Annotated in this window: 12 protein-coding genes; 6 read left to right on the top strand and 6 right to left on the bottom strand. The window is 59.3% G+C overall.

Features of this window, described 5'->3' with window-relative positions:
* The first annotated feature begins 110 nt into the window (after positions 1 to 110).
* The 4 genes from XMD517_RS11880 to XMD517_RS11865 all read left to right on the top strand — a co-directional run bounded on the left by XMD517_RS11880 (position 111) and on the right by XMD517_RS11865 (position 3,794).
* Positions 111 to 1,256 carry an acyl-CoA dehydrogenase family protein gene (locus XMD517_RS11880; RefSeq protein ID WP_055192786.1) on the top strand — a complete coding sequence of 382 codons (1,146 nt, stop codon included), beginning with the start codon at positions 111 to 113 and terminating at the stop codon, positions 1,254 to 1,256.
* A 191-nt stretch (positions 1,257 to 1,447) separates the two neighbouring features.
* Positions 1,448 to 1,801, top strand: coding sequence for an antibiotic biosynthesis monooxygenase (locus XMD517_RS11875; protein WP_173486780.1), 354 nt, complete (start codon positions 1,448 to 1,450; stop codon positions 1,799 to 1,801).
* A gap of 43 nt (positions 1,802 to 1,844) precedes the next feature.
* Complete coding sequence (locus XMD517_RS11870; protein ID WP_173486781.1) at positions 1,845 to 2,330, top strand: flavodoxin family protein; 486 nt, start codon at positions 1,845 to 1,847, stop codon at positions 2,328 to 2,330.
* 177 nt (positions 2,331 to 2,507) lie between these two features.
* Positions 2,508 to 3,794, top strand: a complete 1,287-nt coding sequence (locus XMD517_RS11865) for a uracil-xanthine permease family protein (RefSeq protein WP_055192789.1) — start codon at positions 2,508 to 2,510, stop codon at positions 3,792 to 3,794.
* An 89-nt stretch (positions 3,795 to 3,883) separates the two neighbouring features.
* Here the strand turns inward: XMD517_RS11865 and dld are convergent, their stop codons facing one another.
* From dld to XMD517_RS11850, 3 genes are all read right to left on the bottom strand, one after another.
* Positions 3,884 to 5,566 (bottom strand): D-lactate dehydrogenase, encoded by a 1,683-nt coding sequence (gene dld / locus XMD517_RS11860; protein ID WP_173487969.1) that lies wholly within the window; start codon positions 5,564 to 5,566, stop codon positions 3,884 to 3,886.
* A 14-nt stretch (positions 5,567 to 5,580) separates the two neighbouring features.
* Positions 5,581 to 7,671 carry a TRAP transporter large permease subunit gene (locus XMD517_RS11855; RefSeq protein ID WP_173486783.1) on the bottom strand — a complete coding sequence of 697 codons (2,091 nt, stop codon included), beginning with the start codon at positions 7,669 to 7,671 and terminating at the stop codon, positions 5,581 to 5,583.
* 162 nt (positions 7,672 to 7,833) lie between these two features.
* Positions 7,834 to 8,886, bottom strand: coding sequence for a TRAP transporter substrate-binding protein (locus XMD517_RS11850; protein WP_173486784.1), 1,053 nt, complete (start codon positions 8,884 to 8,886; stop codon positions 7,834 to 7,836).
* A 278-nt stretch (positions 8,887 to 9,164) separates the two neighbouring features.
* On the opposite strand from XMD517_RS11850, the gene XMD517_RS11845 reads away from it, so the two are divergent.
* The gene (locus XMD517_RS11845; RefSeq protein WP_254449731.1) at positions 9,165 to 9,974 is read left to right on the top strand and encodes a FadR/GntR family transcriptional regulator; all 810 of its coding nucleotides are present in this window, start codon (positions 9,165 to 9,167) and stop codon (positions 9,972 to 9,974) included.
* A gap of 133 nt (positions 9,975 to 10,107) precedes the next feature.
* Positions 10,108 to 10,725 carry an HAD-IB family phosphatase gene (locus XMD517_RS11840; protein WP_217360500.1) on the top strand — a complete coding sequence of 206 codons (618 nt, stop codon included), beginning with the start codon at positions 10,108 to 10,110 and terminating at the stop codon, positions 10,723 to 10,725.
* Positions 10,726 to 10,768: 43 nt separating this feature from the next.
* On the opposite strand, the gene XMD517_RS11835 is transcribed toward XMD517_RS11840, so the two are convergent.
* From XMD517_RS11835 to XMD517_RS11825, 3 genes are all read right to left on the bottom strand, one after another.
* Complete coding sequence (locus tag XMD517_RS11835; protein WP_055192792.1) at positions 10,769 to 11,314, bottom strand: VOC family protein; 546 nt, start codon at positions 11,312 to 11,314, stop codon at positions 10,769 to 10,771.
* Positions 11,315 to 11,464: 150 nt separating this feature from the next.
* Positions 11,465 to 11,788, bottom strand: a complete 324-nt coding sequence (locus XMD517_RS11830) for a carboxymuconolactone decarboxylase family protein (RefSeq protein WP_254449732.1) — start codon at positions 11,786 to 11,788, stop codon at positions 11,465 to 11,467.
* Between the two features lie 124 nt (positions 11,789 to 11,912).
* Positions 11,913 to 12,677, bottom strand: coding sequence for an amino acid ABC transporter permease (locus XMD517_RS11825; RefSeq protein ID WP_173486934.1), 765 nt, complete (start codon positions 12,675 to 12,677; stop codon positions 11,913 to 11,915).
* Positions 12,678 to 12,684: the final 7 nt, after the last annotated feature.

Here is a 12,684-nt window from a genome sequence, read left to right as displayed (position 1 = left end):
ATTGTGGCATCGCGTGCGAGTGATTTCAACTTTAGGATCAGGGAATCACTTTGACCGGCACCGCAACACGCCCCGGAAAGATCAGGCCGGACAGATCAGGAGAGACAAACATGCTTGACGAAACCCAATCCGCCATCCGCGACATGGCCGCGCAATTCGCCCGCGAACGCCTGTGGCCCGGCGCCGAGGAACGCGACCGCACCAAGGCCTTTCCCCGCACGGAACTGGACGAAATGGGTGAGCTGGGCTTTCTCGGGATGCTGGTGCCGGAAGAATATGGCGGGATTGAACTGGACGCGGTGACCTATGCCAGCGTGGTCGAGGAAGTGGCCGCAGGTGACGGCGCCTGTTCGACCATCCTGTCGGTGCACAGCTCGGTCGGCTGCGGCCCGATCGTGAAATACGGCACCGAGGCCCAGAAACAGAAATACCTGCCGAAGCTGGCCTCGGGCGAATGGATCGGCGGCTTTGCCCTGACCGAACCGCAGGCAGGCTCGGACGCCTCGAAACTGCGCACCACGGCGGTGCGGGACGGGGATCATTACGTGCTGAACGGCGCCAAGCAATTCATCACCTCAGGCAAGAACGGCAAGGTGATCATCGTCTTCGCCGTGACCGACAAAGACGCCGGATCGAAAGGCATCAGCGCCTTTATCGTGGAAACCGACATGCCGGGGTATGAGGTCGTCCGGGTCGAGGAAAAGCTGGGGCTGCATTCCTCGGACACCTGCCAACTGTCATTTGAAAACATGCGGGTGCCGGCCGAAAACCTGCTGGGTCAGGAAGGCGAAGGCTACAAGATCGCCCTGGCCAATCTGGAAGGCGGACGCATCGGCATCGCCTCACAGGCGGTGGGCATGGCCCGCAAAGCGCTGGAATGCGCGCTGGAATATGCGCAGGAACGCAAGGCGTTCGGCAAGGAGATCGCCCAGCATCAGGCCGTTGGGTTCCGGTTGGCTGACATGGCCACCAAGGTCGAAGCGGCACGCCAATTGGTGCATCTGGCTGCAGCCCGCCGCGATGCGGGCCTGCCCGCCCTGCGCGAAGCCTCGATGGCGAAACTCTTTGCCACCGAAATGGCCGAGGAAGTGTGCTCAGCCGCGATCCAGACCTTCGGCGGCTATGGCTATCTGCGCGACTATCCGGTTGAGCGTATCTATCGCGACGTGCGCGTATCGCAAATCTATGAAGGCACCAGCGACATTCAGCGCCTTGTGATTTCCCGCGACCTGATCGCCAATCCCGGCCCACGCTGAAGCATTTTCACAGGAGGGGGCGGCCCGTCTGCCCTCTCCTTTCCCTGTGTTCCTCTGCCCCGCGTTCCGAACTGTCCCGGCACAGGCCCGGCCCAAGATCATCTGCGCAGAATGCGTTGCGGAACAAACATGTGTTTCAGGTTTTTCCCGAAACGCTGTAGGCATAACGCATCCCAGCAAGGAGTCCCCGGATGACCGAGCGTTTTGCCCGCACCCCCGAACCGCCCTACTACGCGGTGATTTTCACAAATCAGCTTAGCAAAGAGGATGCGGGTTACGCCGAAATGGGCGATCGCATGTATGCGCTGGCGCTGGAAGAACCCGGTTGCCTGGGCGCAGAAAGCACCCGCGACACAGCCAATTTCGGCATCACCGTCTCCTATTGGGACAGCGAAGACAGCATCCGCGCCTGGAAAGCCAATGCCAAACACCTCGTGGCCCAGAAACTGGGGCTTGAGCGGTGGTACAGCCATTTCGAACTGCGCGTGGCAAAGGTCGAACGGGCCTATGCAGGGCCGGAGGGACGCAGCCTGCCCGAAAGCTGAAACCGCGCTTCAAAGCTGGTGAAATTGGCTGTAGCATCGCCGCATGACCCGGCTTTTGATTGTCTATCACTCCCGCACCGGCGGCAGCCAGCAGATGGCGCAGGCCGCTTGTCAGGCCGCCCGTGGCGAGGTGGAAGTGGTGCTGAAACCAGCCCATGAGGCCGGCCCGGACGACCTCATGGCGGCTGATGGCTATCTCTTCTGCGCGCCCGAGAACCTCGCTGCCATTTCCGGCGAGATGAAAGAGTTTTTTGACCGCTGCTATTACCCGGTGCTGGGCCGGATCGAAGGGCGGCCATATGCGCTGATGGTCTGTGCCGGATCAGATGGCGAAAACGCGTTGCGGCAAATGGCGCGCATTGCAACCGGGTGGCGGCTCAAAGAGGTTCAGCCGGGGCTGATCATCTGCACCCATGCCCAGACACCTGAGCAGATCCTCGCGCCAAAAACCATTTCCGACACAGATCTGGAACAATGCCGTGCATTGGGTCTGGGGCTGGGCGCGGGGCTGGCCATGGGAATATTCTGACCTTTTTTCGGCGTTGGAAGCAGCCCAACCACCCCCGTCAGGAAAATGCCATTTCCGCTCAACAAAGGCTGGATTTAGCGCCAACAATGCTTCAGAAGGGGGCAGTTTGTCGCGGCTCCAAGCGGGGCACAGACCCTGTATCGCGCACATATCACCCATTGAAGAAGTGAGGGGAAGATGACTGATACAACCGACGTTCGCGGGGCAAACGACCTGTCGAACACTGAATATTCCTTTGGCGCAAAACAGGCGCTGATCGGCGCGCAAATGCTGTTCGTGGCCTTTGGGGCCCTGGTGCTGGTGCCGCTTCTGACCGGGCTGGACCCGAGCGTGGCGCTGTTCACGGCGGGGCTTGGCACGCTGATTTTCCAGATCACCACCCGCGGCAAGGTGCCGGTCTTCCTGGCCTCATCCTTCGCCTTTATCGCACCGATCATTTATGGGGTGCAGACCTGGGGCATGGCTGCCACCACCGGGGGGCTTGCGGCCGCCGGTCTGCTTTATGTCGCACTCAGCTTTGCGATCCGCATTTTTGGCAGTGATTTCCTGCACAAGCTGCTGCCGCCGGTTGTAGTTGGTCCGGTGATCATGGTGATCGGCCTGTCGCTGGCGCCGGTTGCGGTCAACATGTCCACCGGTGTGGCCGGGGATGCGCAGATCGTGCCCAAGGGCATTGCCCTGATCCTTGCCGCGGTCTCGCTTGGGGCGACCATGATCACCGCCATTCTCGGCCGTGGCATCATGCGTGTGGTGCCGATCATTGTCGGTGTGATTGCGGGTTACGTCACCGCGCTCATCATCGGGGCGATCACCGGCGAAAGCCTGATCAACACCGCGCCCCTGGCAGGTGCTGCGTGGTTCGCGGTGCCGGGTTTTGTCGCGCCCGAGTTCAACCTTGCGGCCATCCTGTTCATCCTGCCCGTGGCCATCGCCCCTGCGATTGAGCATTTCGGCGATATCCTCGCAATCGGATCAGTCACCAAAAAGGATTATATCGAGAACCCCGGCATCCAGAACACCATGCTGGGGGATGGCCTTGCCACCACCGCAGCGGGCCTGCTGGGCGGTCCCCCCAACACCACCTATTCCGAAGTGACCGGCGCCGTGACCCTGACCCGCGCCTTCAACCCGGCGATCATGACCTGGGCTGCCATCTTTGCCATCGCATTGTCATTTGTCGGCAAGCTGGGCGGCGCACTTGGCACCATCCCGATGCCCGTCATGGGCGGCATCATGATCCTGCTCTTTGGGATGGTCACCGTCGTGGGCCTGACTGTTCTGATCCGCCTGGGCGACCATCTGCAGGACGCGCGCAACATGGTGATTGTCTCGACCGTGCTGATCATCGGCATCGGTGGGCTGACGCTGGAATTCGGAGATGGCTTCACCCTGGCCGGCATTGGCCTGTCCGGTGTGGCCGGGCTGGTCCTGAACCTGTTCCTACCCCGTCAGAAACCCGAATAACCACAGCAATATCCAAAGCAAGAACGCGCGCCCATCCGGCGCGCGTTTTCTTTTGTCTTCTTTTGTCCGAAACAGGAAGCCCCCGGCTCTTACCCGTAATTCTTCCGGCGCGACATTTTCCCGATCCCCGGATTCATCGAATTGGTCGGATCGACCGATTTGTAAAACGCCGCAAGATCGGGTTTGGCCGGGTAAAGATGCCCCACGTTATGCTCAGCCGGATATTCCGCTCCGCGCGCATCCAGGATCTTCAGCATCGCCGCTTTCAGCGCCTTGGGATCCGCCCCCTTTTTCACGATGTAATCCTGATGCAGCACATGGCACATGAAATGGCCGTAATAGAGCTTGCTCACAAGCTGGTCGGAAATCTCGGCGGGCAGTTCTTCAAACCAGTCCCGGTCATTGCGGCGCAGAGCGATATCAAGCGCAAGGATGTCTTCGACCTCATCGCGATGCACATTCATATACCGCACCGCGGCACCCGCAGCGGCAAAGCGGTGCAGCCCGGCCATCTTGGCCTCACGCGGGTCACATTCGAAATAGTCCAGCCGCCCTTGCCCGGACATCTCCGCCAGCAGCGCCTGCGCCTCTTCAATGCCGCCATCGCGCATTTTCAGGATCAGGTGGTGGGGATACTGGCCACGAAAATCACGCATCCGCGCAGGCAGGATATCCGGCCAGATCCGGGCAAGCATCTGCATGAATTTATCGGTGAAGTTTGCCATCCCCGGCACATGCGCCAGCCGCGCATCCACCGCACCCTTCATGGCAAAGAACATCGGCAAGCGATCGGTGCCCAGCTTGTCGATCATTACCATCGTGTCCTTGCCGTAACGATCCGAGAGGTCAAACACCTCTTCATGCATATATTCGGCGGAGACCGGCAGCGTGTCGAAATCGGCCAGGATCCGGCGGCGCAGCTCTGTCAGGGCGGCGGTGTCCTTGGTGCCGACATAAAAGGTCCGCTCATCCGCATTCATCGGATAGGTATCGAGCCGCACGGCAAACACGGCAAGTTTCCCGGCACAGCCCGCGGCCTCGTAAAGGCGGGACTTGTCGGCATTGAACCGCGCCGGTGTGTCCGCCTCCACATTCCGCACCCGGCGGGCATAATCCGTGTCTGACGCTTTGCGGTTTGAGCTTTCCAGATCCGCGGAAGAATAATCCCCCTGTTCCAACCGGGTCAGGATCTCTTCCGGAGTTTTTCCCAGCTGGATCCCAAGATGGTTGACCAGCTCCAGCCGCCCCTCTTCGGTAATGCGGGCAAAAAGGGAGAGCTCAGTATAGGACGGGCCGCGTTCCACCAGCGAACCGCCGGAATTGTTACACACGCCGCCCACCACGGACGCCCCGATGCAGGAGGACCCGATCACCGAATGGGGCTGACGCTTGAGCGGTGCGAGCAGTTTTTCAAGCGCAAACAAGGTGGACCCCGGAAAGGAAATCACCTGCGTGCCATCCTTGATCAGCTGCAACCGATCCATGCGGCGCGTGTTGATCAAGACCACGTCGCGATCATAACGCCCCTTTGGGGTCGACCCTTCGGTCAGACCCGTATTGGCCGCCTGCATGATCACAATCTTGTCCGCCGCCACGCAGGCCTCTAGCACCTTCCACTGTTCAAGCAGCGTGCCCGGCTGCACCACCGCCAGCGCCTCGCCCTCTCCTGAACGAAACCCCTTGCGAAAGCGTGCGGTGCGGCGCGCACCTGTGAGCACATGCCGGCGCCCACAGATGTTTTGCAATCGCGCGATGAGATCCTGATCGGTCATGGTCCCACCATTTCTCAATAGGCGACCGATGGCAACCAGGTGGCAAGCGCGGGCCAGAGGAAGACCAGCATCAGGCCCAAGAGCTGCAAGAGCACGAAGGGAATGATGCCCTTATAGATGTCGGTCAGCCGGATCTCGGGCGGGCAGACCCCCTTGAGATAAAAGAGCGCAAAGCCAACCGGCGGCGTGAGGAACGAGGTCTGAAGCGTCACGGCCACAAGGATCACGAACCACACCAGCGCCGGTTCATCAATCGCCCCAAATCCGGGGATATCCAGCCCCAGCGCGTTCACGATCGGGCGCATCAAAGGCAGCACAATCAGGGTGATCTCGATCCAGTCCAGGACAAACCCCAGAAGGAAGACGATGAAAAGGATCATGAAGACCGTGCCATTGGCACCCAGCCCCGCGCCGTGGATCATATCTTCGATCAGCGCGTCGCCCCCCAGTTCCCGCAGCACATAGCTGAAGACAGTCGCGCCAAGGAAAATCGCGAAGATATAGGCGGTGGTGTTGAACGTGGCCTTGAGCACATTCAACAGCTTGCGCAGCGTGAGCTTGCGATAGCCCAGCGCCAGAAGGGTCGCGCCAAGCGCGCCCACGCCAGAGGCTTCGGTCGGCGTGGTCAGGCCTGCAAAGATCGAACCCAGCACGGCGAGGATCAGGCCCAGCGTTGGCAAGACCGCAATCAGCACGTCTTTTACAGCAGCCCAGTCCGGGCGGGTTGCACCCTCGGGCACCGGGGCCACGTCGCGTTTGATCAGGGCGATCACGAAGATATAGGTCAGATACAGCGCGCCGATGATCACACCGGGGAAGACGGCTGCCATGAACAGATCCCCCACCGACAGCGCCATCTGGTCCGCCATGATCACCAGCATGATCGAGGGCGGGATGAGGATGCCCAGCGTGCCCGAGGCAGACACCACACCGGCCGCAAGGCTGGGCGAATATTTCTGCTCCATCATCGACGGCAGCGACAGAACACCCAAGAGCACGACGGAGGCGCCGATAATGCCGGTCGAGGCTGCAAGGATGATGCCGATCATGGTCACGGTGATCGCCAGCCCGCCGCGCACGGTGCCAAACAGGCGCTGCATCGCGGTCATAAGGCGTTCCGCCACACCGCTTTCATCCAGCATCAGCCCCATGAAGATGAACATTGGCAGGGCCACCAGAACCGCGTTCGACATGGTGGCATAAACCCGGTTCACCACGGCGCCAAGGGTCAGGTAATCCAGCCCGGTAAAGGTGCTTTCCAACCCGGTCCACAACATCAGGTCATTGTCGAAAAGATAGGCCAGCCCGCAATAGGCCACCCCAACCCCGGCTAGGGTCCAGGCCACCGGAAAGCCGGTGAACAGGAGCGCAATAAAGGTGAGGAACATGGCAATGACCAGCTTTTCCTCGGTGCTTTCCACCAGGAAGGTCAGGCCGGTGGCCACCACGGCAAAACCCACCAGCGCCCAGAGGATCAGGCGCAGGTCCTTGCCCTCGCGTTCCTCGCTATGGGCGACGAAAATGGCGTGGGCGTCATGGATCAGACGCGCGATGGCAGCCAGCGCCAGCAGCACGAAACTCGCCGGGATCACCGCTTTCAGCGCCCAGCGTGCCGGCAGGCCAGTGGGGCTGTCGGAGCGTTCATTCACCCGCCAGCTTTCGTAAAAGTAATCATAGCCCTGATCGACCATCAGGTAGATGAACGGCACCAGCAAAGCGAGGATCCCGATCACCTCAATCACCCGCTGGGCCCGGCGGCTCAGCTGCATATGCAGGATATCGACGCGCACATGGCTGTCGGTGACCAGCGCATAGGAAATACCGACCATCGTCACCAACCCGTAGAAATGCCACTGCACCTCGTCGAGCTTGGGCAGGTTCACGTTGAACAGATAGCGCAGCGCCACCTGGGTCACGATCGCGGCCACCAGCAGAAGGTTCGCCCACATCACCAGATTGCCAACGGTTTTGACGGTCTTGTCGATGGCAACGGCGGTCACCTGCGTGTCGCGGTCTTCATGCTCCAGGATGTGCTCATACACATCAATCGGATCCAGATCGGGATCATTTGGGGCGGGAATATTCTGGGTCACGTTCTGGGCCATGGGGCGTCCTCCTCAGAAACTTGCGCGCAAATGGCGCGGGTCACAGGATGGAAAAGTCACAAACAAATGCGGGAAAAGGGGCGCGGCAGAAAGGCGCCGCGCTAAGGTGTGGGGGGCAGGTAGGCCACCGCCCCCCGTTTGCCTTATTGGCGCAAGAATGGGTTACTTGCGCGGGAGGAAGGCATTTTCCTTCCAGATGGCATAGCCATCGCGGAATTCGGTCATGTCACCCAGAACCTTGGCGAAGAAGGCGTCATTTGCCGCCTCTTCCTGTGCCACGGCGTCCCAGTTTTCGCGGAAGGTGGCGAGCATCTCATCATTCCATTTCTTGATCTCGACACCGTTGTTTTCCACGTTGTCGATCAGGGCCGCGTGCTGGATCGCTTCCCCTTCAGCAAAACTGTCGGTCATCGAAGCCTTACAGGCGTTTTCAATGATGGCCTTGTGCTGGTCAGAGGCTTCGTTCCACACGTCCTTGTTGACCAGAAGTTCAAACACGGTGGCCTGCTGGTGCCAGCCGGGGAAGTAGTTGTATTTGACCAGTTTGTGGAACCCCAGACGCGCGTCGATGGCGGGCATAGAAAACTCGGTTGCGTCGATGGCGCCCTTCTCAAGCGCCGGGAAGATTTCACCGCCCGGCAGCAGCGAGGTCGCCACGCCAAGACGTTGCATCACTTTGCCGCCCAGGCCAAAGAAACGCATCTTCAACCCGTCCAGATCACCCGGCTGGTTGATCTCTTTTGCAAACCAGCCCGAGGTTTCCGGGGCGATGATCGCGCAGGGCAGCACTTTGACGTTGAACCCGGCCTGATCATACATTTCCTGATACAGGGTCATGCCGTTGCCATAGTAAAGCCACGCCATATATTCCCCCGCTTCGGGGCCGAAGGGCACGGCCGAAAACAGCGGTGCGGCCGGGATCTTGCCGGCCCAATATCCGGCGGTGGTGTAACCCGAATTGATCTTGCCCGAGCTGACTGCATCAAGGATTTCAAACGGCGGCACCAGCTTGCCCGGCTCATACACTTTCATCTTGAGCGAACCGCCCGACATGAGCTGCAGCTGTTCGGCCACACGTGGAATGGGCGATCCCAGACCGGGCAGAGCGGTCGAGAAAGCAATCGGGGTTTTCAACAGAAGTTTATCAGCGGCTTCCGCAATCGGTGCGGTCAGCATGGTGGCGGCAATGGCCACCGATGTCAGGGTCTTTTTCATGTGTATCTCCTCCAAGATGCAAGCAGACCGCCTCCACGGCTGCCCTGTGCCATTGGCACTCCCTAAATTGGTCAATATTCTTTACCACCAATTTATGTCAACAAATTAATTTACCAGTTAAACCTTTCCACCCGAGCCACGTGCTCATCCCGGCCGGATGGAGGAAGGACCGGGAAATCCCGAAAAAACCGATCTGCATCAGCGCATTGAAGCAAGAATTGCCGCAGGAAATTCCCCCAACTTTCCTTTGAGATCCGGGGCAAAAGCGGTAAAGATAAATGACAACCGGCACAGTTCAGGGGATGCAGGACATGGGGGATACAAGCCCATTTGAGCAGGTGGGGCACGAATCGATTGCCGAAGCCGTGGTGCACCAGATCGAGCAGATGATCGTCGACGGTATCCTGAAAGAAGGGCGCAAACTGCCCTCGGAACGTGAGCTGGCCGAGGCGATGGGTGTCTCTCGTCCGAAGCTGCGCGAGGCATTGCAGACACTGGAAGATCGCGGACTGGTCCATGTGCGCCATGGCGAGGGCACCTTCATCGCCACCCTTTCAGGCCGCGCCATGTCCCCTGCCATGCTGGCCCTTTATGCCCGCCATGGCAGCGCCTTTTACGACTATCTGGAATATCGCTCGGAACAGGAGGCATTTGCCAGCCGCCTTGCTGCTGAGCGCGCCACCTCCTCAGACAAGGAACGTCTGAAGGACATCATGAACGATCTTCAGGCCGCGTGGGAAACCGGCGATGCCGAGGCCTCAAGCGAGGCCGATCTCGCGCTGCATGTGGCGGTGGTGGATGCCAGCCAGAACACCACGCTGATCCACATGATGAGTTCAATCTACGATCTCACCCGACAGGGGATTTTCTACAATCGCAAATTCCTACGCACGATGGACGGCAGCGGACGGATGCTTCTGGATCAACACCGCGAGATTGTGCATTCCATTCTGGACGGCGACCCCGACCGCGCAGAAAAGGCCGCGCGGGACCATCTGAAATTCGTGGAAACCAGCTTTCGCCTCGGTCAGGAGCAAAAGCTGCGCGAAGAGCGCGCCGCCAAGAGACGGCAACTGTCGCGGGACTGACGTTTGGACACGGGAACATGCCGCTGCTGGCGGTGACAAAGCTGTCTTTGGGTGCTAATTCAACGGCGCCTCAGACCCAACCGGGCCTGTTTGGCAAGACGGAATGAACCTGAACAGAGGGGCGGGGCGCAGATTGGCACAGGATGTCAAATATGTCTTTGATCTGGACGGCACCCTGACACGGGTGGAGACCCTGCCGTTGATCGCGCGCCATTTCCATATTGAGGAAGAGATTGCCGAGCTGACCGAACGCACCATTCGCGGCCATATTCCGTTTGAAGACAGCTTTCTGAAACGGGTTGGGATCCTCGGGCAGTTTCCCGTGAGTGAGGTGGATCAGCTGCTGGCGGATATCCCTTTGTTCGAGGGGCTGCTTGAGTTCATTCAGCGCCGGCAAAGTGACTGCATCGTCGCCACGGGCAATCTGGATGTCTGGATTTCCACCCTGCTCATGCGTTTTGGTTGCCAGGTTCACAGCTCGCGCGGGCAGGTTGTTGATGGCAAAGTATCTGGCGTCACACATATCCTGCGCAAATCCGATGTCGTGGCGGATTTGCAGGCCCGCGGAAATTATGTGGTTTTTGTGGGCGACGGGGACAATGATGCCGGGGCAATGCGCCTGGCAGACCTGTCAATTGCCTGTGGGCTTGTGCATGAGCCAGCCGAAGCGGTGATTGCCGCGGCTGATCACATCGCATATCGCGAGACACGGCTGCTTGACCTGCTGGCAGACGTTACCACCCCGGCCTGACCCTAAAGAAAAAGAGGGCCGCAGCCCCCTTTTCCCATCCGTATCAGCCGTCTTTGTTCAGCTCTTTCGCGTGCAGCCAATCGGCGTGTTTGGGCGCCTTTTTGGTCACGGACCATTCGTTCAGCATGTCCCATTTCACCTCATCCATGCGCTTCAGCATGGCTTCTTCCTCCGGGTCCGGACAGGCCAGTTCGACACGATGCCCGTTCGGATCGAAGAAATAGATCGAGTGGAAGATCGAATGGTCGGTCACGCCGAGCACTTCAACGCCATTTGCTTCCAGATGCTCTTTGAACTCGATCAGCGTGGCGCGATCTTTCACCTTGAAGGCGATATGCTGCACCCAGATCGGCGTGTTCAGATCCCGGCCCATTTCCGCCTTTGTCGGCAGTTCAAAAAAGGCAAGCACATTGCCCATGCCCGCATCCAGGAAGATATGCATATAGGGGTCGGGTTCATGGGTCGAGGGCACATGGTCTTCGGCAATCGCCAGAATGAAATCCATGTTCAGCATTTTTCCATACCATTCCACGGTCTCTTTGGCGTCTTTGCAGCGATAGGCAACGTGGTGGATCTGTTCGATTTTCATGGGTGCGGTCTCCTCTCCCGGCGGGCATTCTTAACGGGTGCACTATCGGGATCCATGTGGCGCCTGTCAAGTTCATTTCATTTGCAACGATTTTTTCGAAAGAAAGCCCCACCCGCGTCACGCAGATGGGGCAGGCGTGGTCTTCCGAGATCAGCCCTGCGCGCTGAAATGGTCAAACGCAGCGCGCGCCTTGGCGGAATAGGCCAGCGACGGGCCACCACCCATATAGGTCGCCATGGCCAGCGCCTCGTTCAATTCCTCGACCGAGGCCCCCAGCCGCACCAGATGCTGCACATGAAAGCCAATGCAACTGTCACAGCGGGTTGCGATCGCAATCCCCAATGCGATGAATTCCTTTGTCTTTTCCGAAAGTGCCCCGTCCTTCTTGGCGGCCACACCCATTTGGGTGAACCCTTTCATCGTGTCCGGCACATCCTTGCCGAAACGGCCAATATTGCCCACGGTTTCTGCCATGAATCCATCCCACCACTCCTTCTGGTCTTCTCTGCACTCACCCATATTGGCGGGAAAAGAGGCGAAGGGAAGTCCGGTGACGAAGAGGTGACAGGGACGTGATCACCCCGGTGGCACTGCGCGATCAGACCCCGCGCTCATCCGCCCCCATACGCCGTTCCAGCCAGCGCACGGCGGAGGAGATGATCAGCACCAGCACGAGATATTCGAGAATCAGCAACGAATAGATTTCCAGCGGACGATATTCCGTGACCACCAGCTCATTGGCGCGGCGGGTCAGTTCCTGCATGCCGATCACCGAGGCAAAGGCCGACATTTTCACGATATAGATAAACTGGTTGGCCAATGGCGGTAGAATCCGGCGCACCGCCTGTGGCAAGATCACATGGCGCATCGCCTGCGCCTTTGTCAGGCCAACAACCTGCGCCGCTTCGCTCTGCCCGCGGGGCACGGACTGGATCCCTGATCGGAAAATCTCGGCCGTAAAAGCACTATCCGAGATCGCCAGGGTGATCACGGCCCCCCAGAATGGATCGATATTCAAAGAGATGCCGACGGATTTCAGCACAACCGGCAGGCCGTAAAACACCCAAAACAACATTGGCAGCAAAGGGATCGCACGGACGAACTCAACATAAATCCGGTTGGGCAGACGGATCCAGCGATTGGGCGACAGGCTGGGCAGGGCCACGAAAAGCCCGATCATGATCGAGGCCCCCGCCGCCAGCAAGGACACCTGAATGGTCGAGGAAAACCCGCGCATCAGAAACTGGATATTGGTCCAGCCCGCCTTTGTGGTCGGGTCGATCACATACCAACCCCAATTGCCGGGTTGGCTTGCACAGCCCGCAAGCAAGGCCAGAAGGGCAAAGGGCAGAATTCGTTTCATCATATCG

It is taken from the genome of Aliiroseovarius sp. xm-d-517, from assembly GCF_013283135.1.
GTDB lineage: Bacteria > Pseudomonadota > Alphaproteobacteria > Rhodobacterales > Rhodobacteraceae > Aliiroseovarius > Aliiroseovarius crassostreae.
This window is presented reverse-complemented; position numbering and strand designations above follow the sequence as displayed.

Excerpts from the sequence above, each read along its gene's own strand:
- XMD517_RS11835 (WP_055192792.1), bottom strand. The coding sequence starts at position 11,314 with ATGAAAATCGAACAGATCCACCACGTTGCCTATCGCTGCAAAGACGCC.
- XMD517_RS11865 (WP_055192789.1), top strand. The coding sequence starts at position 2,508 with ATGACTGATACAACCGACGTTCGCGGGGCAAACGACCTGTCGAACACT.
- XMD517_RS11830 (WP_254449732.1), bottom strand. The coding sequence starts at position 11,788 with ATGGCAGAAACCGTGGGCAATATTGGCCGTTTCGGCAAGGATGTGCCG.
- XMD517_RS11825 (WP_173486934.1), bottom strand. The coding sequence starts at position 12,677 with ATGAAACGAATTCTGCCCTTTGCCCTTCTGGCCTTGCTTGCGGGCTGT.
- XMD517_RS11855 (WP_173486783.1), bottom strand. The coding sequence starts at position 7,671 with ATGGCCCAGAACGTGACCCAGAATATTCCCGCCCCAAATGATCCCGAT.
- XMD517_RS11875 (WP_173486780.1), top strand. The coding sequence starts at position 1,448 with ATGACCGAGCGTTTTGCCCGCACCCCCGAACCGCCCTACTACGCGGTG.
- XMD517_RS11880 (WP_055192786.1), top strand. The coding sequence starts at position 111 with ATGCTTGACGAAACCCAATCCGCCATCCGCGACATGGCCGCGCAATTC.
- dld (WP_173487969.1), bottom strand. The coding sequence starts at position 5,566 with ATGACCGATCAGGATCTCATCGCGCGATTGCAAAACATCTGTGGGCGC.
- XMD517_RS11845 (WP_254449731.1), top strand. The coding sequence starts at position 9,165 with ATGACAACCGGCACAGTTCAGGGGATGCAGGACATGGGGGATACAAGC.
- XMD517_RS11850 (WP_173486784.1), bottom strand. The coding sequence starts at position 8,886 with ATGAAAAAGACCCTGACATCGGTGGCCATTGCCGCCACCATGCTGACC.
- XMD517_RS11870 (WP_173486781.1), top strand. The coding sequence starts at position 1,845 with ATGACCCGGCTTTTGATTGTCTATCACTCCCGCACCGGCGGCAGCCAG.